The sequence below is a fragment of the Roseateles aquae genome, assembly GCF_032337115.1.
Taxonomy (GTDB): Bacteria; Pseudomonadota; Gammaproteobacteria; order Burkholderiales; family Burkholderiaceae_C; genus Roseateles_C; species Roseateles_C aquae.
This window is the reverse complement of the sequence record NZ_JAVXZY010000001.1, coordinates 786,981-812,944: the sequence shown is the minus strand read 5'-3', so window position 1 is coordinate 812,944 and position 25,964 is coordinate 786,981. Positions and strand designations below refer to the sequence as shown.

Below are 25,964 nucleotides of genomic sequence, written 5' to 3'. Positions count from 1 at the left end.
CCATGCCGCAACTGAACAGCAAGGGCGCGGGCCTGACCGCTCGCCAAGACCCCGCCGGCGGCGCCATGATGCACTGGCAAGGCGAGGCACAGCCCCTGCCCATCGGCCGCGCCGGCAGCAGGGTGCTGTTGTTTGGTCACAGCTACCTGGACCAAGAGACCGACACCTTCACCTTCAACCGGCCCATCGAGAACCTCAACGGCACCGTCGTCTGGGCGAACTTTCTGCTTGACCGGCCTTGGGAGATCGTGCGCGGCCATGCCATCGGCGGTGAGCGCCTGATCGACATGGCGGACCGTATCTCGCAGGGGGCTGCTGAACGCTATGCCGCGGTCTTCTGGAATGCAGGGATCAACGACCTCAAGAACACCAAGAACACGGGCAACAGCCGCTACACCGGCTTGCCGTACGTGACTGATTCGGACCAGACCGATCTGTCCATCCTGATCAGCCGCGCGAGCAAGCAGCTCTACCAGCTGGTCAAGCTGGCGGCTATGGTGGTCATCCTGCCGGAGACTTCCCCGGCCAATGGCGCGGGCGACCAGACGCGCTGGCTCGCCCACCGGACGGCACAGCTCAACCGCTGGTACCGGTGGCTGGCGGCCAGCGATCCCCGTTTTCACTACGTGCCGCTCGACGAGATCACGTGGGACCCGGTCAGCGCGGCGGGTGATGTGCGCAGCGGCATGTATGGCGACAGCATCCATCCCGGCTGCCTGGGCGCGTTCCTGCGCGGAAAGATGCTGGCCGCCTACATGGGCAGCTACGTGCGCCCCAACATCTACCTGCCGCACACCGTGGTGGATGCATGGACCAATCTGAAGCTCACCGGCACGGCGCTCGCATCCAATGGCGATGGAACCCTGCGCGTCACCATGAACAACTCGCAGGCCGGAACTGCAGCGATTCGAAAGGGCGACAAGGCGACCATCAACGTGCCGGTTGCTGGCCAGAAGGCATGGAACGGTCGCTGGACAGTCGTTGCAGCGACCACGACCTACATCGATCTCGCCTGCGCCGTGCCCGGCTCCTATACCGGCACGATCAACGTCTCCACGGCCAACAACGTCTTCGACAACCCGCTCTTCGTCACCACCACGGGCGGGTCGAGCAGCGGCGGTGGAACGGTCACTGGCACGGTGCCGAGCGGCTGCTCGATTGACATCCCAGCGGGCTCGTCGGTCACCAATTCGTTCAGCGCGCACACCGACCGCTCGGGTCAGGCCGATCAGTTCGGCAACTGGTGGCAAATGGATTTCGTGCTGGGTGCCAACGCACTGGTGCAGATCTACCTCAATGCGCATCGCGACCTCGAGGCATCGCCGGTGTATGGCCGCCTGGCGCTGGGCGCGGATGTGGTGGCAGAGATGGAGCTTGAGGTGCTGGCATCGCCCACGCCTACGGGCATCAGCAAGCTGCAGGTCGGTATCTCGTCCAACTACACGCCGCCATCGGCCAGCCAGCAAACGCTGCAGCTATTCACGTTCTACCGCTCAGGCACTGTCACCTCGGCACATCCGAATGCCGCGTGTCGTGGAGTGGCGGGCCTGCCGCCGTGGCGCATTCCTGCCGATGCCGGCGGTGTGCTGAACAGCCTGGACGGCCTGATCCAGCTGCAGGCCGGCGCCAGCGGCGCGACGGTCAGCATCCGCATCGCTCGAGCGACGATCTCTGCCGTCGACAACCTGCTGCGCGATAGCACCGTCGCGTACGACATCTGAGGGAGAGCCATGTCTGACCATCGATCTGACGCGGCCTCCAACCTCATCCAGGCAGCGCCGAGCATTGGCGCTATCGGGGCCTGGTGGGCAGGGGTCGACATTCATACGCTGGCCGCAATCCTGGGCTGCGTGTTTCTGATCATCCAGATCGCCCACAAGCTCTGGTCCTGGTGGCGAGAAGCTCGGCCGGCGGGCCGCAGGGGGCGGCGATGAGCGCAGGGCAACGCGTCGCAGTGGGCACGGGCGTCAGCGCGCTTGTGCTGGCCCTGGTCATGCCGCTCATCATGCAATCGGAAGGCCGGAGCCTGAAACCCTACCGAGACGTCGGTGGTGTGTGGACCGTCTGCGACGGCGACACCAAGAACGTCGAGCAGCGGCGCTATTCGCCGGCCGAGTGCGACCAGCGCCTAGCCAGCAATTTGTACGAGCACGACGCGGACATGCGTGCCTGCTTGAGCGTCCAGCTGGCGCCACATGTCGAGGCGGCCATGTTGAGCTTCACCTACAACGTCGGCGCCAAGAACTTTTGCGGCTCGACCCTGCGTAAGCGCTTGGAGGCCGGTGATGTGCCAGCTGCGTGCGCTGAGCTGTCGCGGTGGGTCTATGTCGCCGGCAAGGACTGCCGCGATCCGGCGAACCATTGCCCAGGCATCGTCAACCGGCGCGCCCGCGAGCGCGCCCTCTGTGAAGGAAGGTCATCATCATGAGCATCCTCAGCGCGCTGCTGTCGCGTCTTGGCCTGGCGCCCGACAAGATCCAGCACTTCGAGGGCGGCCTGATCGTGTCTCTTGCCGGTGCCGTGGTGGGCGCGGTGGCGGGTTGGTATGCGGCGCAGCTGCTGCGCATGCCATCGGCGCTGCTCACACCGTTGATGGCGGCTTTCGGAGCCGTGCTGTCTGCCGGTACAGCCGGCGTGACGAAGGAAGGCGCCGACTGGCTCGATAACCGCGCCAACCCGGGCCAGCACGAGGTCAGTGTGTGGGACGCCGTTGCCACGGCGGCGGGCTGCATCCCGACACTATGCCTGATCGCTGGGCTCATGCGGCTGCTGAGCGGAGGTCTGTGACATGGCGCTGATCTCAACGATCCTCCGCGACGGCACCGATGGCCGCTTGACCTGGTGGTGTCCAGGCTGCGACGGCCCGCACACCATTCAGACCGGCGAAGGACCTGGGCCGCGCTGGGGCTGGAACAAGGATGCGGAGAGTCCAACGTTCACACCCAGCGTCTTGGTCACGTGGAGCGAGCCGGCCAATCTTCACGATCCAGAGGCCATGCAGCGCGATCTGGCTGACGTGCAGCGGCGCCGTGACTCTGGCGAGCAGGGCGTGAAGGTACCGCTGGCCGCCAAGGTTTGTCATTCGTTCGTTGTGGAAGGGCGAATGCAGATGCTTGGCGATTGCACGCATGCACTGGCCGGCCAGACGGTGCCCATCCCGGCATGGCCGGTGGACGATTGGCGGGACGCCTGACTGCTTTGCTATGGCTCAAAAGGAAGCGCCTATGTCGCTGATCCCAACACAGACCGGGAACTTACCCGCACGCCTTCTGGCGCTCGCAATCTGTCTCACGGTGGCCTGGGGCTCTTGGGCAGAGGTGCGCGCCTCACGTGCCCAGGCAGCACAGGCGCGCGCAGAAGTGGCGCTGAGCCAGGATCGCCAGGCCTACGCCGCCGCGCTGGCCAGCTCAGTCGAGCAGGCCAGGCAGCAAGACCTGCACACCATCAACCAGCAGAGGGAGGCGCTCAATGCGGCCCAGACTCAGACCGATGCAGCTCAGCATGATCGCGACCGTGCTGCCGCTGCTTCTCGCAGCCTGCGCGAGCAACTCGCCACCGAGCGTGCCCGCGCCACTTCAGCCTCGGCTGATCCCGAAGCTACCGAAGGCTGCAGAGCAGCCGCCGCGTCCGCCGCAATGCTTGCCGACCTGCTCGGCCGGTGCAGCGGCCGACGACGAGAGCTCGCTGAATATGCTGACCGGGCTCGCATTGCCGGTCAGTTCTGCGAGCAGTCCTATGAAGCCCTGACACCCTAACGTCAAGGCCAAGAAAAAAAGACAGGGCGACCGCCCACGGTGCGCTAACACCGTGGACGGCCACCAAACCCACAGATCGCGCCTGTGAGCCCAGCCAAGGCCCTGCCACCTCCCGGGAGGCGGGCCGAGTTTAACCACCTGGACCCTCACGCATGGCACAACCCATCATTCCGTGGATTGGCGGCAAGCGCCGCCTGGCTGACCAGCTGATCCCCCGCTTCCCCCCGCACAAGACTTATGTCGAGGTGTTTGCAGGCGGCGCCGCGCTGTACTTTCTGCGGCCCCCAGCGGAGGTCGAGGTCATCAACGACGTCAACGGCGATTTGGTGAACCTGTATCGGGTCGTCAAGCATCACCTGGAGGAGTTCGTCCGCCAATTCAAGTGGGCGCTATCCAGCCGCGAGGTCTTCAAATGGCTGCAGGACACGCTGCCCGAGACGCTCACCGACGTCCAGCGTGCGGCGCGCTTCTACTACCTGCAGCACCAGTGCTTCGGCGGCAAGATTGAAGGCCAGACCTGGGGCACCGCAACCACGGCGCCGCCGGTGAACCTCTTGCGCATCGAAGAGCAGCTCAGCGCCGCGCATCTGCGCCTGGCCAGCACCTACATCGAGCGTCTCGACTGGCGTGAGTGCATGCGCCGCTACGACCGGCCGCACAGCTTTTTCTATCTCGACCCGCCTTACTGGCAGACCGAGGGCTACGGCGTGCCGTTCCAGTTCGAGCAATATCAACTCATGGCCCAGACGCTGCGCGAGCTGCAGGGCAAGGCCATCATCAGCATCAACGACCATCCGGACATCCGTGCATGCTTTGCGGGCTTCCACATGGAAAGCCTCGACATCAGCTACACGGTGGGCGGTGGCGCTCGTGCTGCTGATCGAAAGGAGCTGGTGATCTGGTCCTGGGACCAAGCGGCGGAACCAGCTGGGCTGTTTTGAAAGCCAGACTCCGGTGCTAGGGCTTGTCGCGGCTGTCGTTGACTGTGTTGCGGCGTAGAGCGGTACTGGGGCCATCGCAACCGGAGACCAAGATGGAAACCAGCCAAACCCTGAATTTTGTACGCAAGCCCACCTCGCTCGATGTGGTGCGCGCCGAGCAAGGCGAGCGCATGCGAGTCTTGGTGATCGAAACCCGCGCGGTCAGCGCCAACGAATACGAGGAAATCGCCAGCAACCTTTTCGCCTCGCGCCCCTGGCTGGCAGGGAAGGGTGGGATTGAATACGGAGCTGCACGTTGCGTCGCAGTTCAAGCGCCGGAACGTCCGACGATGTACATCAACCCTGAAGGCTCGGACTACGCGCGGTACGTCGCAATAGGTGCATGAAACCCAGCAAGGAACAAGGGGCCCGAAAGGGCCCCTTGTCAGTTCACGGCTCTGACCACCATGAGAGCAGGGCGATCAGGTCGGCCGCCGCTGAGGGTGCCCGCCCTGGCCAGCGCGCCGGCGTGCACTCCGGCTGCCCAAGGCCCTGCTGATCGCAATTTTCAGCTTGTAGGGGCCAGTTGCGCACCCCTCTTAGGTAGGGCCTGAGGAGGGGGTACATTCGGCGGATGTGCAACCTCTACCACGTCTCCCCAAAGAGGGAGTTTGCGACGTACATCTCCCGCCATGCCCCCGGATGGGTGGTGCCAGACTACGAACTGCGCACCGCTGGACCGTTCCAGCCGGGGCTGTTCCTGCGGCCGAATGCCGCCACCGTCGAAGGGTTCGTTGGGCAGTGGGGGCTGATTCGGCCCGGTCAGCCGGAGCGTGTCGACTACATGCCGTCGAAAGTGCCTGGCAAGCGAGGCCGGCCGCGCAGCACCAACAACGCGCGCATCGAAGGCATTGAGAAGAAGCCCACTTTCAAGGCCGCCTGGGCCGCCGGCCAGCGGTGCCTGGTGCCTGCATCTTGGTATCAGGAGCCCAACTGGGAGACGGGCAAGAATATCTGGTGGCAGTTGAAGCGCGCAGACGGCCAGCCGTGGATGCTGGCCGGCCTCTGGTCCGAGTGGGTCGACCACTCCACTGGCGAGGTGGTGCCGAACTTCACCATGATCACCACGAACTGCGACAGCCACCCGTTGCTGAGCCGGTTGCACAAGCCAGATCCGGAGCTGCCGCCAGATGGCCAGGACAAGCGCTCGCTTATCCATCTTGAACCCGCTGAGTGGGAGCAATGGCTGCATGGCAGTGAAAGCGAAGCGCGCCAGCTAGTTAAGCCTTCGCCCGTCGAGATATTTGATCTGGCTGATGCCAAGCGCACCGATGAGCTGCTCGCACCCAATGGCGGCGCGGCTCGCTTGCCTTAGTCCTCAACCACCGCCAGACCCAGAAACGAAAAAGGCCCACCAAACGGCGGGCCTTTGGCCCATTTATGTGCGGGCCGCGGCTTCCTTAATTTGCACGCCAGTTCATCTGAATTTGCTCTGCGACCTTTTGGTCAATGTTGTACCAATGGGCGTTGTTGTTGGTCGCATCGATCACACAGAAGCTGTCGTTGCTGTCTCCCGCCTGCCGAAGTGCCGCAACCGCTGATTCGCTGTTGTAGCGAGAGCGCACGTACCACATCGACTGATTGACTGCAGCCCAATTGCCGAGCTTCTTGATAGTCTCGATGACTCGGTCATAGCTCCTGCCAGGAGCATGCAGATCGTATGAAATGAAAAGATTGTTCATGATTGCCTTAATGTTGGCTGGTAAAAACCCTCATTTAAGGAAACCCAAACAAAGTAAGATCTCGCTTCCGACGGCAGAGTCCTACTAGGTCTTTGTTCCCTCTCCGGAGGGGCATCACGGGCTGCTCACATTTCGTGTGCAGCCCGTTTTTGCATGGGCTCCGGCCCGTGCATGAAACCCATTATGCAAGGCTTGGTACGACGTAGGCAGGGTCAGTTCCCCGCACGCACCCCGTTGACCTCTCCCTGTTTTGTCGCTAGCCGCTATGGTGTTTTATCCAGTGCTTGGCTTCAGCTTTAGCACTCGCTAACGCAGAGTGCTAATGAAAATAGAGCCGGTGCTCTATGAAGTCGGCAACATTTGCTAACTCTGGTGCGCGCACAGTCGGCGAACGAGTCGATAAAGAAATCGAAGCTACCGGCCCGCGACGTTGTTGCGTTTGAGCACCATCTATGGGGTGAATCTGGCACCGATTCAAGATGAAAGACCGAGCGTTTTAGTCGGGTAAATGGGCGTTTTGGCTGGGCTTGAGGGGCGACGGCCCGGCTAGCATTGGGCCATGCTGTTGCCAGACCTCATTGCGAAACTGAATGCAATGCACATCTATGCACTTCCCCCTTGGGAAAGGGTGCGAGTCGAGGGTTGGTATGTTGTGATTGGCTACTCGGCCTACGACCCGAACGGTTTCAGCATCACCGTGAATCCACCCCATTACGCCATCAACACCATGGTGGCGCGAGCGCTGGAGCAGCTGGGGCTGGAGGTTGAGTGGCAGACCAACTTCGGCGCCATGGAGGCTCACCAGCCCTCTAAAATCATTTCCGCAACCCAATGTGACCCCTAGTATTCATGCGGGCTGCAGCTGCGCGATTTTTGTGCAGTTGCGGAAATGAAATCAACCTAAGTGGTTGATTTGTATGGATTTTCCAGAAGACTCGAAATCAGGCGGACGGAAACGTCTCGGGGGTTCGAATCCCCCCCTCTCCTCCAGACAAGAGCCCGCTGAGCGCAAGCCCAGCGGGCTTTTTCTTTGCGCTAGTTCTTTGCGTCAGTGGCTGCTTGCGCGAGGGCGGCGCGGTGCACTATGGTTGCCGCCTACACAGATCCCCATTCGCTGGTTTCGAGCCATGACACAACGCAGTGCCGCTGAAATTCTGAAGATGCTGACCAAGGAAGAGCGTGAGGCGCTCTGGTTCATTCCGCAGGCGCCAGAGGGGCGGGTGGTCAGCGAAGCCATGCAGCAGCGCTTCCAGGACCTCGGCCTGGCCACCGCGCCCATGGCCGACGGCCGCCGTGGCATCACGGTGCTGGGCGCCAAGGTGCAGCGCGGCGCGGCCTGAGCCGTCGCTCTGGCAACGTTGCGCAAGCGGGCGGCTGCCTATCCCCCCGATGGGGGCCCCCATCGGGTGTGCGGGGCTTCGATATGGCCTTCAACGACAGTGTGCTCATCGTCGCCGCTGTCGTATGGCGATGTGCAGGAGCTGTCATGCATTTTGATGAAGTTGACGCCGGGGACTATCGGATCTACGCGGGCGCCATGGAACGCCCGCGCTCATTTGGCTATATCGCCGCGGTGGTGGTCGTGCGGGTGCGCGGTCAGCAGCCGCGCCGCGAAGCGTTTCGCGATGAAAACCTGGCCGGCGGCTACGGCTGGGCCTCGGCGGCCGACGCCTTGCGCTTTGCCATCAATGCCGGCCGCGATGTGGTGATGTGTCGCCACGGCATGCTGGCCTGAGTGGCGGTTCACCGCTGGTGACAAGGACGGGTTGCTGGCGATGATCTGCAGCGACCGTCGTGGCTGAGGGATGCCAGGCCGTCATTCGTCGCCTGTTTGCGCCCAATCACTTGGTGAGCGCCATCGGCGCGGTTATCGTGCCGGCCATGTCTCTGGATCAGCCTCGCGCGCCCGCCATTCCCAGCCATGCCGAGGCCTGGCGGGGCTTCATGGCCTATCTGACGCCACAGCGCATCGGCGTTGCGTTGCTGCTGGCGACGGCCGCTGCGGCGGCGCTCAACCCCATCTTCATCACGCCGTTCCCGGTCTTGCTGGGGCGGACGATGTTCGTCGGCATTCTGGTGCTGCTGGCTTTCTCGGCCGCCGCGCAGTGGCCGCGACGCCTGCCGCCCTGGATGGCGCGCTGGCTGCTGCAGGTGGCGGTGGTGGCGGCCATGGTGCCGCTGGCCACCTTGCTGGTGTATCTCGTGGCAGTCGGAGGGGATCTCGGCCGCCTGTTGCGCAGCGAGGGCCGCATCCAGGGCTATTTCTGGATTGTTGGTTCTGGTCTCTTGGTTGGCCCCTTGCTGGCCATGGGCGCGCTGTTTCGCCAGCGCGATGTCGAGGCGCGCAGCCAGGCGCTGCGTTTCGAGCTGGAGCGCAGCGAGCTGGAGCGGCGCGCGCTGGACGCCCGGTTGCGCCTGCTGCAGGCCCAGGTCGAGCCGCATTTCCTGTTCAACACGCTGGCCAATGTGCGGGCGCTGGTGGAGGCCGGTTCGCCACAGGCAGCGCCGGTGCTGCGCAGTCTGATTGCCTACCTGCGCGCCGCCATGCCGCGGCTGCAGAACGAGCAGGCCACGCTGCAGGATGAACTGGGCCTGGTGCGAGCCTATCTGGAACTGATGCATCTGCGCATGCCCGATCGGCTGAGCTTCAGCATCGAAGTGGATGCTGAGCTCCATGGGCTGCGCTTTCCGCCCATGGCCTTGTTGACCCTGGTGGAGAATGCGGTGCGCCATGGCATCGATCCCAGCGAGGAAGGCGGCGTGATCGAGCTGCGTGGCGAGCGCCTGCCGGACGGCATGGTCTGCCTGTCGGTGCGCGACACCGGCGTTGGCCTGTCCGTGCAGTCGGGCGCCGGAACCGGCTTGCGCAATCTGCGCGAGCGTTTGAAAGTCTTTTACGGTGAGCGTTCGCGGCTGGAACTGGCCGAGCAATCGCCGCACGGGCTGATCGCCCAACTGTGCTTCTGGCCATGAGTGATAACGGATATGAGCAGCGCCCCAGGGCGCTGATTGCCGACGATGAACCGCTGCTGCGCGAAAGCCTGGAGCTGGCGCTGCGCCAGACCTGGCCGGCGCTTGAGATCGTGGCCACGGCGCGCAATGGCCGGGAGGCGCTGGAGCAGTTCGAGCGCCATCAGCCCGACATCGTCTTTCTCGATGTGCACATGCCTGGCGTCAATGGCGTCGAGGCGGCGCGGCAGATTGCTCGCCGGGCGCAGATCGTGTTCGTGACCGCCTACGAGCAGTACGCGGTGCAGGCTTTTGAGCAGGGGGCGCTGGACTACCTGGTCAAGCCGGTCGAAGAGATACGCCTGCGTGACACCGTGCAGCGGCTGCAGCAGCGCTTGCAGCATGGTGCTGCGCAAGGGGCGCCATCGCCTGCTGACACAGCGGCGGTGGCGGCCAGCTTGCCCAAGGGCGAATTGCTGGAAGCCGCCATCGAGGCACTGGCGCAGCGATTGCGCCTGCCCTCAGCAGCTGGCGGATCGCAGCCAGGGCAGAGTGGGGCGGCACAGCCTGTTGAGTACCTGCAGTGGTTGCGTGCGTCGGTGGGTTCAACCTTGAAGCTGATCCCGGTCGAGCAAATCATCTTCCTGCGCTCGGACGAGAAATACACGCTGGTGGTCTGGGACGAAGGCGAGGCGCTGATTCGCACGCCCATCCGCGAACTGATCGAGCAGCTTGACCCCAAACGCTTCGCACAGGTACATCGCTCGGTGGTCGTGAATCTGCACGCGATCAGCCACATCACCCGCGGTGCCAACGAAACCGCGGATGTGCATCTGCGTGGCCGCAGCGAGGTGCTGCCGGTCAGCCGCAGCTATCTGCACCTGTTCAGACAGATGTAGTCAGCCAGCGGCTGAGGCACCCCCTTGCTCAGGGCTTGGGTGGGCTCGACTGCCCGTGCACGACGACGGCATCGAAGTGCCAGATCAGCGGCGTCTGCCCCTCGGGTGTGAAGAACAGCGCATCGACCGCCACCAGGGCGGCCATCACGAACAGGGCGAACAGCAGGGCCGTGTGAAGCTTGCTGTCCGAGAACTCATGGATCTGCTTGCTGGACATGGTTCACTCCTCGCGTTGCCAGCCGGATGGGCCTGACGCTTCAACTCTAGGCGCCGCGCTGCTGGCTTTAAAGCCATGGCTTTGTTCTTGCGCAAACCTGAGCTGCAGCTGATGCGGGGAGGGCGCAGCGCTTGCCGCTGAGGACGAAAAAAAAGCGCGGCTTGGCCGCGCTTTGGTCGTGTCGAAACGGGTGAGAAGGGCGACGGGGCTCTGGCCTCAGATCGCTTCGGTGCGCAGGATCAGCCAGTCCAGCGCCGCACCAGCGACCAGCGGGGCTAGGCGTTGCCGCACTTCGCGGTGGTAATCGTTCAGCCAGGCGCGTTCGTCCTCGCGCAGCAGCGTCAGGTCCAGCGGCCGGGTGTCGATCGGGCACAGCGTCAGCGTCTCAAAGCGCAGCATCTCGCCAAAAGCCCCTTGCTCGGGCGTGGCATGCGGCACGTTCAGCACCAGGTTCTCGATCCGCACGCCCCATTTGCCGGGGCGGTAAATGCCCGGCTCGATCGAGGTGATCATGCCGATCTCCATCGCCATATTGGCGTCCGGGATGCCCTTGGAGATGTTCTGCGGGCCTTCGTGGACGTTCATGAAATAGCCGACGCCGTGGCCGGTGCCGTGCATGAAGTCCAGGCCATGCTCCCACATCGGCGCACGGGCCAGCGCGTCCAGCATCGGGCCCAGCGTGCCGCGCGGGAAGACGGCGCGCGACAGCGCCATCGTGCCCTTGAGCACCAGCGTGTAATCGCGCTTCTGCGCCGGCGTGACCTCGCCGATCTGCCAGACGCGGGTGATGTCGGTGGTGCCGCCGAGGAACTGGCCACCGGAGTCGATCAGCAGCAGGCCGGTGCCTTCGACGACCGCATGCGATTGCGGCGTGGCGCGGTAGTGCGGCAGGGCACCATTGGCATTGAAGCCGGCGATGGTGGAGAAGCTCAGGCCGACGAAACCAGGCCGGCGCGCACGCGCGGCCGACAGCTTCTCGTCAATCGTCAGCTCGGTGATGCGCTCCTTGCCCAGCGCCTGTTCGAACCAGGCGTAGAACTCGCACATGGCGGCGCCGTCTTGCTCCATGGTCTGGCGCACGAACTTCGCTTCATCGGCGGTCTTGCGACTCTTGGCCAGGGTGCTGGGGTTGATGGCTTCGACCACGCGGGCCGCGGCCGGCACGGCTTCGCGCAGGCCCAGGGTGACGCGGCGCGGGTCCATCAGCACGCTGGCGCCGGCGGGCAGGGCAGCCAGTGCGGTGGCTGCGGTCGCGTAGGGCTGCAACGAGACGCCATCGGCGGCGAGGCGCTCGACGATGTCGGCCGGCACCTTGCCCTCGGCCAGGAAGATGGTGGCGTGCGCGGCATCCAGCAGCGCATGGGCGATGAAGACCGGATTGCACTCGACATCGCTACCACGCAGATTGAACAGCCAGGCGACGTCGTCGACGCTGGAGATCAGGTGGTGGCTGGCGCCATGGCGCTGCATCGCGGCGCGCACGCCCGCGAGCTTGTCAGCGCGGCTGACGCTGGCTTGCGGCGGCAGGTGCTCGTAGACCGGCGCAGCGGGCAGGCCCGGGCGCTCGTTCCAGACCCGGTCAACCAGATCCAGATCGGTGCGCAGCTGAATGCCGCGCGGATTCAGCGCGCCGCGCAGCTGCTGCGCCAGGGCCAGGCCGAGCACCTGGCCATCGGCCGCCAGCGTCTGACCGGACTGCAGCTGCTGGGCGATCCAGTCGATGAACAGCGGCGAGGCGGCCGAGGGCACTTTCACCAGCTCGATGCCGGTGTTGGCCAGCTCAACCTCGGCCTGGGTCCAGTAGCGGCTGTCGGCAAACAGCGCGGCGCGATCCAGGCCGACCACCAGGGTGCCGACCGAGCCGGTGAAGCCCGACAGCCACTGGCGCGCCTGCCAGCGCTCGGGCAGGTACTCGGACAGATGCGGGTCGGCCGAGGGCACCAGGCAGGCGTGCAGGCCTTCGGCGCGCAGGGCGTCGCGCAGTCGTTCGACGCGCAGGGTGATCTCGGAAGTGCGGGTGTCCATGGCGGTCTCCGGTCTGGCGCCAACCGGCTGGGCCAGCGCTGCTTGTGACAGCGGCGTGCCAGGGTGCTGGCACGCCGCGATTGTGGTGACACCAATTCTAAGGACTGTGCGGCAGCGGCGCCGTTCGTCAGGGGCGCAGCGGCACTTCGCCGCGGGCAGGCTGCATCAGCGCAGCGCCTGCTTCAGCGTGCTGCTGACCAGCTCGGCGTCGTCCCACATCAGGAAGTGAAAGCCTTTGGTGCTCATCTTCAGCTCGACACCCTTCAGGCCCTCGTACTGGCGTTCGAAGATGGCGCGGGTGCTTTCCAAGGTCGAGCCCATCGGCGCGTAAGCGGCCCAGGAGCCGAGCACGGTGGTTGGCACCTTGACCTGCGGCAGCATGGGGCGCAGATCGCTGACCCACAGCTCGTACATGGCCGCAGCGGTCGACGCGGCGTCGCTGGCGATGCCCCATTGAACGACCGTCTCGATCTGAGTATCGCCATGCACCATGGTGGCAGCCATCGGCGCCAGCGTCGCGCGGCGCTGTTCCGGGCTGGCCGGCCGCATCATGCCGGCGCGCATGCCCTCGGCCATGGGCTTGACGCTGTCGACGGTGGCGTTCGGATTCTGAATGCCGGCCAGAAAGGGCAGGGAGTCGACGATCACCAGACGTTTGATCGGCGCCTTGGCCTCGGCCGCCATCTGCAGCGCCAGCACGCCGCCAAGGCTGTGGCCGACGACGCTGGCACCCTGCGGCGCCTGTTCGCGCAGATAGTCCAGCAACTGGCCCCGTGCGCTGGCCAGGAACTGCTGCTGGAAGGCGGGGCTGGCGGGCGCGCCGGCAAAGCCGGGCAGTTGCACCATCAGGCATTGGACGCCGGGTTGCAGCTTGGCGCAGGTCTCGTCCCAGACGCTGGCGGCGCTGTTCAGCCCGGGAATCATCAGCAAAGGCTGACCGTCGCCGCGCACGGTGATGCGCAAGTCCTTGAACTGAACTGCGGTGTCGGCGGCGGTGCTGGCGGTGGTGGTGCTGGCAGTGGCGGTGGCGGTGGCAGCCTGGCTGCCCATGCTGCCGGCGAGGCCGATGGCGAGCAGGGCGCCTTGAATCAGGCGGGTCAGGCTGTGGGGCTTGCGCAGGGTGGGGCTCATCGTGGTCTCCTCAGGGGAAGTGCTGTTGCGATGAGCGCACTGTGCCGACCCAGCCGCGGCCGCGGCCCGTGCTTGCGCTGAATGGCAAGCACGAGCGCTGAATCGCCAGCCGGGCGCCTGAGTCGCGGCCGGCGGGGGCGTGCTCAGAGCTCGGTGCGCAGCGCCCAGAGCTCGGGGAACAGCACCACGTCCAGCATCTTGCGCAGATAGCCGACGCCCGAGGTGCCGCCGGTGCCGCGCTTGAAGCCGATCACGCGTTCCACCGTGGTCACATGGCGGAAGCGCCAGAGGCGGAAGGCGTCTTCCAGATCGACCAGTTCTTCGCCCATCTGGTAGAGGTCCCAGTGGGCCGTCGGGTCGCGGTAGACCTCCAGCCAGGCCTGCTTGACGCCGTCCTGCGCCGCATAGGGCTGGGTCCAGTCACGCTGCAAGGCGCTCTCGGGCACGCTGATGCCGCGCTTGGCCATCAGCTGCAGCACCACGTCGTACAGCGAGGGTGCCTCGTAGGCGGCCTGCACGGCGGTCAGCAGATCGGGGCGGTGCGCATGCGGCTTGAGCATGGCCGCGTTCTTGTTGCCCAGCATGAACTCGATCTGGCGGTACTGCCAGCTCTGGAAGCCGCTGCTGTTGGAGAGATAGGGGCGGATGGCGGTGTACTCGGGCGGCGTCATCGTCGCCAGCACATCCCAGGCATGAACCAGCTGCTCCATGATCTTGGACACGCGGGCCAGCATCTTGAAGGCCTCGGGCAGGCGGCCCTCGGCCACGCAGCCGACGGCGGCATGGAGCTCGTGCAGCATCAGCTTCATCCACAGCTCCGAGGTCTGGTGCTGGACGATGAAGAGCATCTCGTTGTGCTCGGGCGAGAGCGGGTGCTGGGCGGACAGCACCTGATCGAGCTTCAGGTAGTCGCCGTAGCTCATGTCCTTCGAGAAATCGAGCTGGGCGCCTTCTTCACGAACGACGTTTTCGGTGTGGTGATGAGGGCACGTCATGTCACTGCTGCCTTTTGGTTGAATTGTTCCTGCTTCCATTCTTCGGTGGACAGCACCTGCACCAGGTGCTCGACCGCGTCATAGACCTCGGCGAAGCCGATGTACAGCGGGGTGAAGCCAAAGCGCAGGATGTGCGGCATGGCGGCGAGATCGTTCGGGTCGCCGGCGCGGAAGTCGCCGATCACGCCGCGCGCGATCAGCGCCTGCACGACCGCGTAGCTTGCCTGTTCCAACGGTGCGGCGAGGCTCAGGCAGACCTGGCTGCCGCGCTGCGCGGCCTGGCGCGGCGAGGCCACACGCACGCCGAGCTTGGCGCAGCGTTCATCGACCAGCTCGATGAAGAGCTCGGTCAGCGCGATCGACTTCTGGCGCAGCGCGGCCATGCCGCCCATGGGTTCGGCCGCGAGCAGGGTGTCAACGCCACATTCAAGTGCCGCCATCGACAGCACCGCCGGCGTGCCGCAGAGGTAGCGCTGGATGCCGGCGGCTGGCAAGTAGTTGGGCGTGAACTGGAAGGGCGCGGCATGGCCCATCCAGCCCGAGAGCGGCTGCCAGAAGCGTTCGGCATGGCGCGGATGCGCCCAGACAAAGGCCGGCGCGCCGGGGCCGCCGTTCAGGTATTTGTAGCCGCAACCAATCGCGAAATCGGCATCGGCGCCTTTCAGGTCCACCGGCACGGCGCCGGCCGAATGGGCCAGGTCCCAGATCACCAGCGCACCGGCGGCATGGGCTGCGGCGGTGACGGCCTTCATATCGTGCAGATAGCCGGTGCGGTAGTTGACGCCGGTGAGCATCAGCACCGCCAGCTCGCTGTTCAGCGCAGCGGGGATGTCCTCGACGCTGTCCACCAGCTTCAGCGTCAGGCCATGCTGCTGGGCCAGGCTTTCGGCGATATAGAGATCGGTGGGGAAGTTGCTGCGCTCGGAAACGATCACGCGGCGCGCGGGTGAATCGGCGAGGCTGATGCGCAGCGCGGCCGACAGCACCTTGTACAGGTTCAGCGAGGTCGAGTCGGCCACCACCAGCTCGCCGGCATCGGCGCCGACCAGCCGGGCAATCTTGTTGCCAATGCGGGCCGGCAGGTCGATCCAGCCGGCGGTGTTCCAGCTCTTGATCAGGTCATGGCCCCACTCGCGGGTGATGACCTCCTGCACGCGCGAAAGCGTGGCGCTGGGCAGTACGCCGAGCGAATTGCCGTCCAGGTAGATCACGCCGGGCGGCAAATCGAATTGATGGCGCAGTTCGCGCAGGCCGTCCTCGGCGTCGCGGACATCGCAGTCTTGGCGGGTGGTCACTTGATGGTCTCCTTCAGAGTTCGCGCAGTACGGCGCGAACGGGTGATGCACAGGCGCCGGCCAGCTTCAGCGGCAGCGCGATCAATTCGTAGTCGCCCTCAGGCACCTCGTCGAGCACCAGGTTCTCCAGCACGCGCAGGTTCAGGCGCAGGAGCTGCTGATGGCTGTCCAGGCTCTTGCTGCTGGCCGGGTCGACCGAAGGCGTGTCCAGCCCGATCAGCTTGACGCCCTGCGCGGCCAGCCAGGCCACGGTCTCGGGCGCATAGGCGGTGAAGTCCGGGTTCCAGACGGTGTCGGCACGTTCGCAGCAGCGCACCAGCACGCGCGCAGGCAGGGCGTCGGCCGCATGCTGAAGATGCTCGATGCGGATCAGGGGGCCGCAGCCGATCGCGTGGATCACGCGGCAGTGCCCCAGGTAGGCATCGAGCCCGACCTCGGCCGCCGAGGCCACACCATCGGCGTAGTGCAGAGGCGCATCGGCATGGGCGCCGACATGCGGCGACATGGTCAGCGCGCTCAGATTCACAGGGCATTGCGGCGAGAGCCGCGCGGTCCAACGCAGGCTGTAGGGCTCGTCGCCGGGGAAGATTGGGGCATCGTCGCTGACCAGCGGCGAGATGTCCCACAAGCGTCTTGCAGACATGGTTTAGGCTTAAAGCAAATTGCGGTGAAACGATAGCAAGCCTGATTGGCGCGTGGTGTCGGTTAATTCCAACATGCCCGCAGATTGGGTGCAAACCCAAGGCTGCTACCGCTGCCTGACAGGGCAGACGGCCGCCGCCCAAGAAAAACGCCCCGGTGCCAGGGCGGCAACCGGGGCGCTGATGACAGCGACTCTGCGTTCGTATCAGTTCGGGGCGCCCCCTGCATCCTGGCGGCGACGGCGCTGACGGCTGCTGGGTGACTTGAGCGCCACCAGGCCGAACAGGCCGAACAGCCCGAAGGCCAGCTGCGCGGCCGAGGCTGGCTCGGGCACGCTGCTGGCGATGGCCAGCTGGACGTGGCTGATGCCCGGCGACACATAGCTGGTGTAGACGCTGCCGTGGTCCAGCACGCTGAAGCTGACCGAGGCCAGCGGCGCGCTGCTGACAAAGGCCAGATGGCTGAAGCCCTCGGCCAGGCTCAGCTGGCGTGTGCTGGTGCCGCCGCTGAGGTCGGTGACGCTCAGGGCCAGCATCGTGTTTTCACGCGGCTGGCCATAGAAGTTCAGCGCGCTCAGGTCCAGCGCGAAGGCGTTCACACCCCCGGCAAAGTGGCTGAAGCTGATGCCGGAGAGCAGCTCTTCGGTACTCAGTGTCAGGCCGCCTGCCGCATCGGCAAAGCCGTAGAAGCCGGCGTTGCTGGCCTGCAGCTGGTAGGCGAAGTCGCCCGCCTGGCGCAGCAGCGGGCCGGGCAGCACGGTGTCGGCCGGCAGATCGGCAAAGCTGTCGCTGCCACTGTGTTGCAGGGCGGCGCTGAATTGCGTGGCATTGAGGAATTGCAGGTCGGCCCGGGCCGGCTGCGCCAAGAGCAGCAGCCCGGCCATCGCCAGCGCAGTCAGCAGTGGCAAGGTGCGCAGCGGCGCAGGGGAGGAGGCATTGATGGGATTCATGGTTTGGTTTCCGTTTCAATGAATGGGGGGCTCAGTGCGCCGCGGCAGCGCTGAAACTGGCGCTGCTGCCCAGCGGCAGCTGGCTGAACATGGCGCGCAGCTGGGCGCCCTGGAAGCCGGCGCGGGGCACGACGTTCACATAGACCCAGCCCTGGCCCTTGCTGGGCAGCTTGACGATCAGATCGCTGCCGCCGGCGCCGCCGGCCTTGACGTCATGATCGCTGGCCGAGGCCCAGCCGCCGGCCTTGGCATAGAGGTCAACGCCGCCTTGCACCTGGCTGAGCCTGAACAGCACGTCGTTCCAGCCAGAGGCGCTGATGTAGAAGTTGTAGCTGCCCGAGCCGGCGCTCAAGGCCTTGCTGCAGCCATTGGCCAGTGCGCTGGCATTGCCCAGATTGCAGGCGCCGATGGCGCTGGCGTTGAGCAGCGGCAGCGTGCCGGGGCGCTGGCTGACGCAGCCGGCCGAGCTGGTGTCGCCGCTGGCGATGCAGCTGCCCAGCCAGCGTGAGAAGTCACTGTCCAGGCTGCTGCCGATGGCGTCGATCTGCGCGCTGTAGCCGGCGTAGTTGCCCGTGCGCATCAGGGGCAGGAAGTTGCGGTCCTGGTTGGGCTGGCGTTCCAGCATATAGCGCACCGCCAGATAGCCCCAGTTGTAGACCCGCGTCTGGCCGCTGCTGTAGGTATTGCGCAGCACCTCGCTGAGCGCCAGCGGCGCGGTCTGGGCGCGCGAGGTGGCGTCGGCGTAGTACTGGCGGCGATAGCTGTAGGACACGTACTCGGCCACGCCCTCGATCCACCAGACCGCCGGGTTGCGCACCGCGGCATTGAGCTCCAGCGGATAGTTCCAGAACGCGCCCCAGAGGTTGTAGCGGCCGTCGAGGTAGTGGGTGAACTCGTGGTTCAAGTTCCAGATCTCGAAGCCGGCCAGCCAGTCGGCCCGGTGGGCCAGGAAGCGGGCCACATTGCCGGGTGCGGCCGGGTCGCCTTCCAGATAGATGCCGCCGTTGTTGGTGTCGTTGCCGAACAGATAGCCGGAGAAGCGCGAGTACTGCGCGTAGCTGTCAAACACCACCAGCTCCAGCTGGGCATTGCCGTCGTTGCCGACCGGCTGGCCGGGCTGGGTGCCCATCAGCGTGTGGAAGTAGCCGGTCTGCTGGCTGATGCTGGCGCAGGTATCGCTGAGTTGCTGTGCCGTCATGGCCTGGGCGCGTATCGTGTACTGGCTGCCGCAGGCGTAGCGAATCGGCAGCTTGATCGCGGCAATGCGATCGTAGGCATTGCAGGTGCCGTAGGCGCTGCAATTGCCGGCGTCGTACTGATCGACCATGGTGGCGGCACGCAGCCAGACGTCGACGGCGTTGTCCTGCGTGACCGGGAAGTAGCGCAGCTGGTTGATGCCCAGATTGCGTAGCTCTGCCTTCAGCGCCGGGTAGCGCAGAAAGCGCAGCATCTCGCCCATCGCATTGCTGAGGTGGTAGGCGTAGTCACCGCCCAACAGGCTGCGATTGCGAGTCAGGAAGCTGTCCAGGCTGCGTGGCAGGCTGGGATCGTTCTTGACGGCGTTCTGGAAGTCGACCTGGTAGTCGCCATAGAACAGCACGTTCATGGCCTGAAGAATCGCGTCATTGGTCCAGTAGCCGGTGGCGAAGCTGGATGGCTGGGCCTGGTCGATCCAGCGCTTGGCGGCGGGAGCGAACAGCGGTGCAAAGCCGGCCGGCACAGTCTTGAACACCTCGCTGACGAAATAGGCGTTGTCCTCGCTGATGTCGTAGAAATGCGGCGCCTGCGTCAGCTGGCGCAGTGCAGCGCCGGCGGCATTGAGCATGCTGCGGCTGCCTGGCGCAATGCCATTGCTGGCATCGCCCGCCTGGCTCATGAAGCTCCAGTAGCCGGCGGTGCGCAGAAAGGACAGCAGATTCATCGCCTTGCCCGTGTCATTGCCCGGGTAGTTCAGTGCCCGCTGCTTCAGCGCGTTGGCGACACTGATGATGTTGGCATCGCTGAAGACGCTGCGGTACTGATCCACCGAGCCGCTGTAGAGCTGGTACATGCAGCCGCGCAGCGAGGCCTGGTCGATGAAGGCGATCAGCGTGCTGCCCGCCTTGCCGACGAAATCGCTGCCGCTGCAATTGGCCGCGGCAGCCTGGCTGGCCAGCCGGCTTTGCAGCGCACGGGCGGAACGGGCCTGCGGACTGAGTGCGCTGCGTTCGCTCTGCTCGTTGCTGGGCTCGGTGGCCTCGCCGTAGCGCTGCTGGCGCGGCAGCAGCGATTCGGCATTGCGCAGCGGCAGCCGCGTGGCGGGCAGTGGCTGGCGGGCGATGTGTTCGCCTGGTTTGGCTTCGCCAGGCTGGCGCGGGGCCTGTGCCAGGCGGGCCTGCTCGGCGCCCAGAACAGCGCTGTCAGTCAGCATGGCGTGTGGGGTGGACTGGGGGCTGGCACTGGCGGGCAGCGTGGCCAGGCCGAGCAGCGCGGCAGCGCCGACGCTGACGCCGATGCCGACGCTCAAGAGCCGCCGGCCAGGGCGGCGTAGATGGGGAAGAGGCATGAGGGTCTCCTGATGGCGGGATGAAACAAGAAGCGGTGCGCACGCCGCGCATTACAGTGCTTTGTTGTCAAAAATGCCAGAGATATATCTAACATATGCTGAAAACCCTCTCAGGGTTTTTTCGCATCCCGTCGCGCCTCGATCTTCGTGAATATGCTTTACACATAAACTATTCACGGTTAAATTGATTGCCAACAGAGAAGCGATCAAGCGGCCTGGCCGCGGGAGACAAGGCAATGCGCATCACATGCATCGGTGGCGGTCCGGCGGGCCTGTATTTCGGCCTGTTGATGAAGAAGCTCAACCCGGCGCACGACATCACCGTAGTCGAGCGCAACAAGCCCTACGACACCTTCGGCTGGGGCGTCGTGTTCTCCGATGCGACGATGGACAATATGCGCGAGTGGGACCCAGAGACCGCCGCCGAGATCCAGGAAGCCTTCAATCACTGGGACGATATCGAGCTGCACTTCAAGGGCCGGGCGATCCGCTCGGGTGGCCATGGTTTTGTCGGCATCGGCCGCAAGAAGCTGCTGAACATCCTGCAGGCGCGCTGCGAGCAGCTGGGCGTCAAGCTGGTGTTCGAGTGCGATGCGCAGTCGGACGAAGACTACGCCGACTCCGACCTGATCATCGCCAGCGACGGCATCAACTCGCGCATCCGCGGCCGCTACGCCGACGTCTTCAAGCCCGACATCGTCACCCGCCCGAACCGCTACATCTGGCTGGGCACCCACAAGCTTTACGACGCCTTCAACTTCCTGTTCGAGAAGACCGAGCACGGCTGGTTCCAGGCCCATGTGTACAAGTTCGACGAGCAGACCACGACCTTTATCGTCGAATGCCCCGAGCATGTCTGGCTCGCCCATGGTCTGGACAAGGCGGACCAGGAGCAGTCGATCGCCTTTTGCGAGCAGCTCTTCGCCAAGAACCTGCAGGGCGCCAAGCTGATGACCAATGCCCGCCATCTGCGCGGCTCGGCCTGGCTGAACTTCCAACGCGTGGTCTGCGAGCAGTGGTCGCTGCAGAACAAGCATGGCAGCCATGTGGTGCTGATGGGCGACGCCGTGCACACGGCCCATTTCGCCATCGGCTCCGGCACCAAGCTGGCGATCGAGGATGCGATCGAGCTGACCCGGTTGTTCAAGCAGGAAGGCGATGACCGCTGCCACATCCCCGCCGTGCTGGCTGCCTACCAGGATGCGCGCCGCATCGAAACGCTGCGCCTGCAGAACGCGGCCTGGAACGCGATGGAATGGTTCGAGGTCTGCGGCCTGCGCTATTGCGACCAGCTCGAGCCCGAGCAGTTCATGTACTCGATGCTGACCCGCAGCCAGCGCATCAGCCACGAAAACCTGCGCCTGCGCGACAAGGCCTGGCTGGAGGGCTACGAGCGCTGGTTTGCTGCGCGTGCCGGGATGGATCGCGACCCGGCTTTGCCGGCCGTTCCACCGATGTTCACGCCGTACACGCTGCGTTCGGTGACGCTGAAGAACCGCGTCGTGGTGTCGCCGATGGCGCAGTACTCGGCCGTCAACGGCATCGCCGGCGACTACCACCTGGTCCACCTGGGCGCGCGCGCCATGGGCGGCGCTGGCCTGGTGTTTGCCGAGATGACCTGCGTCAGCCCCGATGCGCGCATCACCCCGGGCTGCCCAGGCCTGTGGACGGACGAACAAGGCGCCGCCTGGAAACGCATCGTCGACTGGGCTCACGCCAACTCCGACGCCAAGCTGGCCGTGCAGCTGGGCCATGCCGGCGCCAAGGGTTCGACCCGCCTGGCCTGGGAGGGCATCGACCGCCCCTTGGCCGACGCGAACGCCAACTGGCCGCTGATCAGCGCCTCGCCCCAGCAATATCTGGACGGCGTCAGCCAGCTGTCGCGGGCCATGGACCGCGGCGATATGGATCGTGTCAAGGCCGACTTCGTGGCCGCCACGAAGCGGGCCGCTGCGGCAGGCTTCGACTGGCTGGAACTGCACTGCGCGCACGGCTATCTGCTCTCCAGCTTCATCTCGCCGCTCACCAATCGGCGCAGCGACGAGTACGGCGGCAGCCTGGCGAACCGCCTGCGCTACCCGCTGGAGGTGTTCGCCGCGGTGCGTGCGGCCTGGCCGGAGCATCTGCCGATGTCGGTGCGGATCTCTGCGCATGACTGGGTCGAGGGCGGCATTACGCCAGCCGATGCGGTAGAGATCGCGAAGGCCTTCAAGGCGGCCGGCGCCGATCTGATCGATTGCTCCTCGGGCCAGGTCAGCAAGGCCGAGAAGCCGGTCTACGGCCGCATGTTCCAGACCCCGTTTGCCGACCGCATCCGCCAGGAGGCCGGCATCCCGACCATCGCCGTTGGTGCGATCAGCGAGGCCGATCATGTGAACTCCATCATCGCCGCCGGCCGGGCTGACCTCTGCGCCGTGGCCCGCCCGCATCTGGCCAATCCGGCCTGGACGCTGACCGAAGCGGCCAAGATCGGCTTCACCGAGCTGGCCTGGCCCAAGCAATACCGCTCGGGCAAGCCGCAGATGGAAAGCCTGTTTGCACGCGAGAAAGCAGCCAAGCCATGAGCGAGCTGCAAGGCCTTCATGCGGTGGTCACCGGTGGTGGCTCCGGCATTGGCGCGGCGGTGGCGCGTGAGTTGCTGCTGCGCGGTGCGCGCGTCACGCTGATGGGCCGCGATCTGGCGCGCCTGCAGGCGCAGCGGGCGCGGTTGACTGAGCTGGGTCCGGTGGCCGAGCAGCGCTGCGATGTCGGCGACGAAACGAGCGTGCAGGCCGCTTTTGCGGCCGCAGCGGCGGACTTTGGCGCGGTGGACATCCTCGTCAACAACGCCGGCCAGGCGCAGACGGCGCCGTTTGTGAAGACCAGCCTGGCGCAGTGGCAGCAGATGTTGCAGGTCAACCTCACCGGTACCTTCCTCTGCACCCAGCAGGTGGTGGCCGGCATGGCGCAGCGCGGCTTTGGGCGCATCATCAATGTGGCCAGCACCGCGTCTTTGAAAGGTTATGCCTATGTGGCGGCCTACTGCGCGGCCAAGCATGGCGTGCTCGGCCTGACGCGCGCGCTGGCGCTGGAAATGGCCAAGAAGGGCGTCACGGTCAATGCCGTCTGCCCGGGCTATACCGAGACCGAGATCGTCGAGCAGGCGGTCGCCAACATCGTCGCCAAGACCGGCCGCACGGCCGAGGCGGCGCGCCAGGAGCTGGCGGCCGGCAATCCGCAGGGCCGGCTGGTGCAGCCCGAGGAAGTGGCGCACACGGTGGCCTGGCTGGCCTCGCGCGGCGCCAGCGCGATGACCGGGCAGGCGATTGCCGTCTGCGGCGGGGAATGGTCATGAACACACTCGACGCTGGCGACAGCCTGGGCCCCGATCTGGAGTCGCGCGTCAGTGCCGATGATCACCAGGCGCTCAAGCTCTGGCTGCGCCTCTTGGCCTGCACCACGCGGATCGAAGGCCAGATCCGCAAACGCCTGAGCCAGGATTTCGCCACCACACTGCCGCGCTTTGACCTGCTGGCGCAGCTTGAGCGCCATCCCGAGGGCCTGGCCATGCGCGAGCTGTCGCAGCGGCTGATGGTCACCGGCGGCAACATCACCGGCATCACCGATCAGCTGGAGTCCGAAGGCTTGGTGCTGCGCGTGCCGCACCCGAGCGACCGGCGCTCCTTCAGCGTCAAGCTCACGCCGGCCGGGCGACGCCAGTTCAAGAAGATGGCCGCCACGCACGAGGGCTGGGTGGTCGAGTTGCTGGCCGGCTGGAGCCCGGAACAGAAGGGCCAGGTCTATGGTCTGCTGGCCGATCTGAAACAACATCTGGGCACGCTGGAGGCTGCGCCTGCCACTGCCAGCAAGAAAACCGTCCGCAAGGAGAAGAAGACACCATGAGCCGCCCCATCGATGCGCACCTGAGCGCCGGCAATCGCCACAGCCTGGCCGCCTATCAGCCGCAGCATTTTCTGTGGCGCCAAGAGGGTGCGGTCGGCGTGATCACGCTGAACCGCCCCGAGCGCAAGAACCCGCTGACCTTTGACTCCTATGCCGAGCTGCGCGATCTGTTCCGCACGCTTTGCTATGTCGACGAGGTCAAGACCATCGTCGTGCAAGGGGCCGGCGGCAATTTCTGCTCTGGCGGCGATGTGCACGAGATCATCGGCCCGCTTACCCAAATGACGATGCCGGACCTGCTGGCCTTCACCCGCATGACCGGCGATCTGGTCAAGGCCATGCGCGCCTGCCCGCAGCCCATCGTGGCGGCCATCGACGGCGTCTGCGCCGGTGCCGGCGCCATCATGGCCATGGCTGCTGATCTGCGCGTTGGTACCGCCCGCTCCAAGCTGGCCTTTCTGTTCACCCGCGTCGGCCTGGCCGGCTGCGATATGGGCGCCTGCTCCATCTTGCCGCGCATCATCGGCCAGGGCCGCGCCTCGGACCTGCTGTACTCGGGCCGCTCACTGGGCGGCGACGAGGCCTATCAGTGGGGCTTTCACAATCGCCTGGCCGAGCCCGAGGCGCTGGAAGCCGCTGCGCTGCAGTGGGCGGCGGAGATCGCTGCCGGCCCGAGCTTCGGCCACGCGATGACCAAGAAGATGCTGCACCAGGAATGGGCGATGAGCGTGGACGAGGCGATCGAATCCGAGGCCCAGGCCCAGGCAATCTGCATGATGACGCAGGATTTCCATCGGGCGTATCACGCCTTTGTGGCAAAGCAAAAGCCAGTATTCGAGGGAGACTGATCGTGCATTTGAAGCATCTTGAATGGCCTTTCTTCGGCGACCCACACCGCCAGCTTGCCACCGAGCTCGACGCCTGGTGCGCGCAATACCTGCATGCCGGCCACGGCGCCGACATCGATGCCGAATGCCGCAGCCTGGTGAAGGCGCTGGGTGAGGCCGGTTGGCTCAAGCATGCGATTGCCGGCGTGGCCCTGGGCGGCGCGGCCGACACCATAGACACCCGCGCCATCTGCCTGCTGCGTGAAACGCTGGCGCGCTACAACGGCCTGGCCGACTTCGCCTTTGCGATGCAGGGCCTCGGTTCGGGCGCGATCTCGCTGGCCGGCACGGCCGCGCAGCGAGAGCGTTATTTACCACGGGTCGCGCGGGGCGAGGCACTGGCGGCCTTTGCCTTGTCCGAGCCCGAGGCCGGCTCGGATGTGGCGGCCATGCAGTGCAGCGCCGTCGAGGATGGCGACAGCTATGTGCTCAACGGCGAGAAGACCTGGATCTCCAACGGCGGCATTGCCGATTTCTATGTGCTGTTTGCGCGGACCGGAGAAGCGCCAGGGTCCAGAGGCATCAGCGCCTTCATCGTCGATGCCGGGCTGCCGGGCTTCGAGATCGCCGAGCGCATCGAGGTGATCGCGCCGCACCCGCTGGCGCGCCTGAAGTTCAGCAACTGCCGGGTCGCCAAGAGCCAGATGATTGGCGCGCCGGGCGAGGGCTTCAAGGTAGCGATGCGCACGCTCGATGTGTTCCGCACCTCGGTGGCGGCGGCCTCGTTGGGCTTTGCACGCCGCGCGCTGCAGGAAGGCCTGCAGCAGGCCCGCGAGCGCAAGATGTTCGGCGCCACGCTGGCCGATCTGCCGCTGACCCAGGCCAAGCTGGCCGATATGGCCTGCACCGTGGACAGCTCGGCCCTGCTGGTCTACCGCGCCGCCTGGCAGCGCGACCAGGGCCAGAACGTCACCCGCGAAGCGGCCATGGCCAAGCTGATGGCCACTGAGGGCGCGCAGCGCGTCATCGATGCGGCCGTGCAACTGTTCGGCGGCCGCGGGGTGAAGAGCGGCGAGATGGTGGAGTCGCTCTACCGCGAGATCCGTGCGCTGCGCATCTACGAAGGTGCCAGCGAGGTCCAGCAACTGATCATTGGCCGAGACCTGCTCAAGAGCGTGTGACGACGAGCAC

General features: G+C 65.5%; 27 protein-coding genes. 18 read left to right on the top strand and 9 right to left on the bottom strand.

The annotated features are described in order from the left end of the window. The first annotated feature begins 2 nt into the window (after positions 1-2). From RQP53_RS03495 to RQP53_RS03460, 8 genes are all read left to right on the top strand, one after another. A complete protein-coding gene (locus RQP53_RS03495; protein ID WP_315648651.1) occupies positions 3-1,721 on the top strand; it encodes an SGNH/GDSL hydrolase family protein in 1,719 nt (572 codons plus the stop codon). A gap of 209 nt (positions 1,722-1,930) precedes the next feature. Further along, on the top strand, positions 1,931-2,428 hold the full coding sequence (locus RQP53_RS03490) for a lysozyme (protein ID WP_315648650.1): 498 nt from the start codon (positions 1,931-1,933) through the stop codon (positions 2,426-2,428). Further along, on the top strand, positions 2,425-2,787 hold the full coding sequence (locus RQP53_RS03485) for a hypothetical protein (protein ID WP_315648649.1): 363 nt from the start codon (positions 2,425-2,427) through the stop codon (positions 2,785-2,787). The genes RQP53_RS03490 and RQP53_RS03485 overlap by 4 nt, the downstream gene beginning before the upstream one ends. A gap of 1 nt (position 2,788) precedes the next feature. After that, positions 2,789-3,193 (top strand): ubiquitination-like system serine protease family protein, encoded by a 405-nt coding sequence (locus tag RQP53_RS03480; RefSeq protein WP_315648648.1) that lies wholly within the window; start codon positions 2,789-2,791, stop codon positions 3,191-3,193. Between the two features lie 31 nt (positions 3,194-3,224). Beyond that, complete coding sequence (locus RQP53_RS03475) at positions 3,225-3,755, top strand: DUF2514 family protein (protein ID WP_315648646.1); 531 nt, start codon at positions 3,225-3,227, stop codon at positions 3,753-3,755. A gap of 152 nt (positions 3,756-3,907) precedes the next feature. Then, the gene (locus RQP53_RS03470) at positions 3,908-4,696 is read left to right on the top strand and encodes a DNA adenine methylase (protein ID WP_315648645.1); all 789 of its coding nucleotides are present in this window, start codon (positions 3,908-3,910) and stop codon (positions 4,694-4,696) included. Between the two features lie 92 nt (positions 4,697-4,788). Continuing rightward, positions 4,789-5,082, top strand: coding sequence for a hypothetical protein (locus tag RQP53_RS03465; protein WP_315648644.1), 294 nt, complete (start codon positions 4,789-4,791; stop codon positions 5,080-5,082). A gap of 302 nt (positions 5,083-5,384) precedes the next feature. Beyond that, positions 5,385-6,050, top strand: a complete 666-nt coding sequence (locus RQP53_RS03460; RefSeq protein ID WP_315648643.1) for an SOS response-associated peptidase — start codon at positions 5,385-5,387, stop codon at positions 6,048-6,050. Between the two features lie 85 nt (positions 6,051-6,135). Here RQP53_RS03460 and RQP53_RS03455 read toward each other — a convergent pair whose 3' ends face one another. Then, the gene (locus RQP53_RS03455; RefSeq protein ID WP_315648642.1) at positions 6,136-6,417 is read right to left on the bottom strand and encodes a hypothetical protein; all 282 of its coding nucleotides are present in this window, start codon (positions 6,415-6,417) and stop codon (positions 6,136-6,138) included. Between the two features lie 559 nt (positions 6,418-6,976). Between RQP53_RS03455 and RQP53_RS03450 the strand changes: the two genes are divergently transcribed. From RQP53_RS03450 to RQP53_RS03430, 5 genes are all read left to right on the top strand, one after another. Continuing rightward, positions 6,977-7,261: a hypothetical protein gene (locus tag RQP53_RS03450; RefSeq protein ID WP_315648641.1), complete on the top strand. Its 285-nt coding sequence runs from the start codon at positions 6,977-6,979 to the stop codon at positions 7,259-7,261. A gap of 283 nt (positions 7,262-7,544) precedes the next feature. Further along, a complete protein-coding gene (locus RQP53_RS03445) occupies positions 7,545-7,757 on the top strand; it encodes a hypothetical protein (protein ID WP_315648640.1) in 213 nt (70 codons plus the stop codon). A gap of 146 nt (positions 7,758-7,903) precedes the next feature. Further along, positions 7,904-8,152, top strand: a complete 249-nt coding sequence (locus RQP53_RS03440) for a hypothetical protein (protein ID WP_315648639.1) — start codon at positions 7,904-7,906, stop codon at positions 8,150-8,152. Between the two features lie 146 nt (positions 8,153-8,298). Then, the gene (locus tag RQP53_RS03435; protein ID WP_315648638.1) at positions 8,299-9,390 is read left to right on the top strand and encodes a sensor histidine kinase; all 1,092 of its coding nucleotides are present in this window, start codon (positions 8,299-8,301) and stop codon (positions 9,388-9,390) included. Beyond that, positions 9,387-10,265, top strand: a complete 879-nt coding sequence (locus RQP53_RS03430; RefSeq protein ID WP_315648637.1) for a LytR/AlgR family response regulator transcription factor — start codon at positions 9,387-9,389, stop codon at positions 10,263-10,265. The genes RQP53_RS03435 and RQP53_RS03430 overlap by 4 nt, the downstream gene beginning before the upstream one ends. A 28-nt stretch (positions 10,266-10,293) precedes the next feature. Here the strand turns inward: RQP53_RS03430 and RQP53_RS03425 are convergent, their stop codons facing one another. The 8 genes from RQP53_RS03425 to RQP53_RS03390 form a co-directional block, all read right to left on the bottom strand. Beyond that, positions 10,294-10,482, bottom strand: coding sequence for a hypothetical protein (locus RQP53_RS03425; protein WP_315648636.1), 189 nt, complete (start codon positions 10,480-10,482; stop codon positions 10,294-10,296). Positions 10,483-10,698: 216 nt separating this feature from the next. Continuing rightward, positions 10,699-12,507: an aminopeptidase P family protein gene (locus RQP53_RS03420; RefSeq protein WP_315648635.1), complete on the bottom strand. Its 1,809-nt coding sequence runs from the start codon at positions 12,505-12,507 to the stop codon at positions 10,699-10,701. Between the two features lie 165 nt (positions 12,508-12,672). Beyond that, a complete protein-coding gene (locus RQP53_RS03415) occupies positions 12,673-13,638 on the bottom strand; it encodes an alpha/beta fold hydrolase (RefSeq protein ID WP_315648634.1) in 966 nt (321 codons plus the stop codon). Between the two features lie 143 nt (positions 13,639-13,781). After that, positions 13,782-14,633: a tryptophan 2,3-dioxygenase gene (gene kynA, locus RQP53_RS03410; protein ID WP_315648633.1), complete on the bottom strand. Its 852-nt coding sequence runs from the start codon at positions 14,631-14,633 to the stop codon at positions 13,782-13,784. Then, positions 14,630-15,928 carry a kynureninase gene (gene kynU, locus RQP53_RS03405; RefSeq protein WP_315648631.1) on the bottom strand — a complete coding sequence of 433 codons (1,299 nt, stop codon included), beginning with the start codon at positions 15,926-15,928 and terminating at the stop codon, positions 14,630-14,632. Before kynU ends, kynA begins: the two co-directional genes overlap by 4 nt. A gap of 13 nt (positions 15,929-15,941) precedes the next feature. Further along, the gene (gene kynB / locus RQP53_RS03400; protein WP_315648630.1) at positions 15,942-16,571 is read right to left on the bottom strand and encodes an arylformamidase; all 630 of its coding nucleotides are present in this window, start codon (positions 16,569-16,571) and stop codon (positions 15,942-15,944) included. A 204-nt stretch (positions 16,572-16,775) separates the two neighbouring features. Beyond that, entirely contained in the window at positions 16,776-17,519 is a 744-nt protein-coding gene (locus tag RQP53_RS03395; RefSeq protein WP_315648629.1) for a hypothetical protein, read from the bottom strand. Positions 17,520-17,550: 31 nt separating this feature from the next. Further along, positions 17,551-20,064: a collagenase gene (locus RQP53_RS03390; protein ID WP_315648627.1), complete on the bottom strand. Its 2,514-nt coding sequence runs from the start codon at positions 20,062-20,064 to the stop codon at positions 17,551-17,553. 236 nt (positions 20,065-20,300) lie between these two features. On the opposite strand from RQP53_RS03390, the gene RQP53_RS03385 reads away from it, so the two are divergent. Genes RQP53_RS03385 through RQP53_RS03365 form a run of 5 tightly spaced genes read left to right on the top strand, consistent with a single transcriptional unit; the run spans position 20,301 to position 25,954 of the window. Further along, positions 20,301-22,628 (top strand): bifunctional salicylyl-CoA 5-hydroxylase/oxidoreductase, encoded by a 2,328-nt coding sequence (locus tag RQP53_RS03385; RefSeq protein ID WP_315648626.1) that lies wholly within the window; start codon positions 20,301-20,303, stop codon positions 22,626-22,628. Further along, complete coding sequence (locus tag RQP53_RS03380) at positions 22,625-23,398, top strand: SDR family NAD(P)-dependent oxidoreductase (protein WP_315648625.1); 774 nt, start codon at positions 22,625-22,627, stop codon at positions 23,396-23,398. Before RQP53_RS03385 ends, RQP53_RS03380 begins: the two co-directional genes overlap by 4 nt. Next, complete coding sequence (locus RQP53_RS03375) at positions 23,395-23,946, top strand: MarR family winged helix-turn-helix transcriptional regulator (RefSeq protein ID WP_315648624.1); 552 nt, start codon at positions 23,395-23,397, stop codon at positions 23,944-23,946. Before RQP53_RS03380 ends, RQP53_RS03375 begins: the two co-directional genes overlap by 4 nt. After that, positions 23,943-24,794, top strand: coding sequence for an enoyl-CoA hydratase family protein (locus RQP53_RS03370; RefSeq protein ID WP_315648622.1), 852 nt, complete (start codon positions 23,943-23,945; stop codon positions 24,792-24,794). Before RQP53_RS03375 ends, RQP53_RS03370 begins: the two co-directional genes overlap by 4 nt. Positions 24,795-24,796: 2 nt before the next feature. Then, positions 24,797-25,954, top strand: coding sequence for an acyl-CoA dehydrogenase family protein (locus RQP53_RS03365; RefSeq protein WP_434064042.1), 1,158 nt, complete (start codon positions 24,797-24,799; stop codon positions 25,952-25,954). Positions 25,955-25,964 lie beyond the last annotated feature (10 nt).

What these genes read in the sequence shown, in the direction of transcription:
- kynA (WP_315648633.1), bottom strand. Translation starts at nt 14,633, where the DNA reads ATGACGTGCCCTCATCACCACACCGAAAACGTCGTTCGTGAAGAAGGC.
- RQP53_RS03390 (WP_315648627.1), bottom strand. Translation starts at nt 20,064, where the DNA reads ATGCCTCTTCCCCATCTACGCCGCCCTGGCCGGCGGCTCTTGAGCGTC.
- RQP53_RS03435 (WP_315648638.1), top strand. Translation starts at nt 8,299, where the DNA reads ATGTCTCTGGATCAGCCTCGCGCGCCCGCCATTCCCAGCCATGCCGAG.
- RQP53_RS03445 (WP_315648640.1), top strand. Translation starts at nt 7,545, where the DNA reads ATGACACAACGCAGTGCCGCTGAAATTCTGAAGATGCTGACCAAGGAA.
- RQP53_RS03420 (WP_315648635.1), bottom strand. Translation starts at nt 12,507, where the DNA reads ATGGACACCCGCACTTCCGAGATCACCCTGCGCGTCGAACGACTGCGC.
- RQP53_RS03495 (WP_315648651.1), top strand. Translation starts at nt 3, where the DNA reads ATGCCGCAACTGAACAGCAAGGGCGCGGGCCTGACCGCTCGCCAAGAC.
- RQP53_RS03425 (WP_315648636.1), bottom strand. Translation starts at nt 10,482, where the DNA reads ATGTCCAGCAAGCAGATCCATGAGTTCTCGGACAGCAAGCTTCACACG.
- RQP53_RS03380 (WP_315648625.1), top strand. Translation starts at nt 22,625, where the DNA reads ATGAGCGAGCTGCAAGGCCTTCATGCGGTGGTCACCGGTGGTGGCTCC.
- RQP53_RS03475 (WP_315648646.1), top strand. Translation starts at nt 3,225, where the DNA reads ATGTCGCTGATCCCAACACAGACCGGGAACTTACCCGCACGCCTTCTG.
- RQP53_RS03485 (WP_315648649.1), top strand. Translation starts at nt 2,425, where the DNA reads ATGAGCATCCTCAGCGCGCTGCTGTCGCGTCTTGGCCTGGCGCCCGAC.
- RQP53_RS03490 (WP_315648650.1), top strand. Translation starts at nt 1,931, where the DNA reads ATGAGCGCAGGGCAACGCGTCGCAGTGGGCACGGGCGTCAGCGCGCTT.
- RQP53_RS03385 (WP_315648626.1), top strand. Translation starts at nt 20,301, where the DNA reads ATGCGCATCACATGCATCGGTGGCGGTCCGGCGGGCCTGTATTTCGGC.
- RQP53_RS03375 (WP_315648624.1), top strand. Translation starts at nt 23,395, where the DNA reads ATGAACACACTCGACGCTGGCGACAGCCTGGGCCCCGATCTGGAGTCG.
- RQP53_RS03370 (WP_315648622.1), top strand. Translation starts at nt 23,943, where the DNA reads ATGAGCCGCCCCATCGATGCGCACCTGAGCGCCGGCAATCGCCACAGC.
- RQP53_RS03415 (WP_315648634.1), bottom strand. Translation starts at nt 13,638, where the DNA reads ATGAGCCCCACCCTGCGCAAGCCCCACAGCCTGACCCGCCTGATTCAA.
- RQP53_RS03440 (WP_315648639.1), top strand. Translation starts at nt 7,904, where the DNA reads ATGCATTTTGATGAAGTTGACGCCGGGGACTATCGGATCTACGCGGGC.
- RQP53_RS03470 (WP_315648645.1), top strand. Translation starts at nt 3,908, where the DNA reads ATGGCACAACCCATCATTCCGTGGATTGGCGGCAAGCGCCGCCTGGCT.
- RQP53_RS03465 (WP_315648644.1), top strand. Translation starts at nt 4,789, where the DNA reads ATGGAAACCAGCCAAACCCTGAATTTTGTACGCAAGCCCACCTCGCTC.
- RQP53_RS03395 (WP_315648629.1), bottom strand. Translation starts at nt 17,519, where the DNA reads ATGAATCCCATCAATGCCTCCTCCCCTGCGCCGCTGCGCACCTTGCCA.
- RQP53_RS03480 (WP_315648648.1), top strand. Translation starts at nt 2,789, where the DNA reads ATGGCGCTGATCTCAACGATCCTCCGCGACGGCACCGATGGCCGCTTG.
- RQP53_RS03430 (WP_315648637.1), top strand. Translation starts at nt 9,387, where the DNA reads ATGAGTGATAACGGATATGAGCAGCGCCCCAGGGCGCTGATTGCCGAC.
- RQP53_RS03450 (WP_315648641.1), top strand. Translation starts at nt 6,977, where the DNA reads ATGCTGTTGCCAGACCTCATTGCGAAACTGAATGCAATGCACATCTAT.
- RQP53_RS03455 (WP_315648642.1), bottom strand. Translation starts at nt 6,417, where the DNA reads ATGAACAATCTTTTCATTTCATACGATCTGCATGCTCCTGGCAGGAGC.
- kynB (WP_315648630.1), bottom strand. Translation starts at nt 16,571, where the DNA reads ATGTCTGCAAGACGCTTGTGGGACATCTCGCCGCTGGTCAGCGACGAT.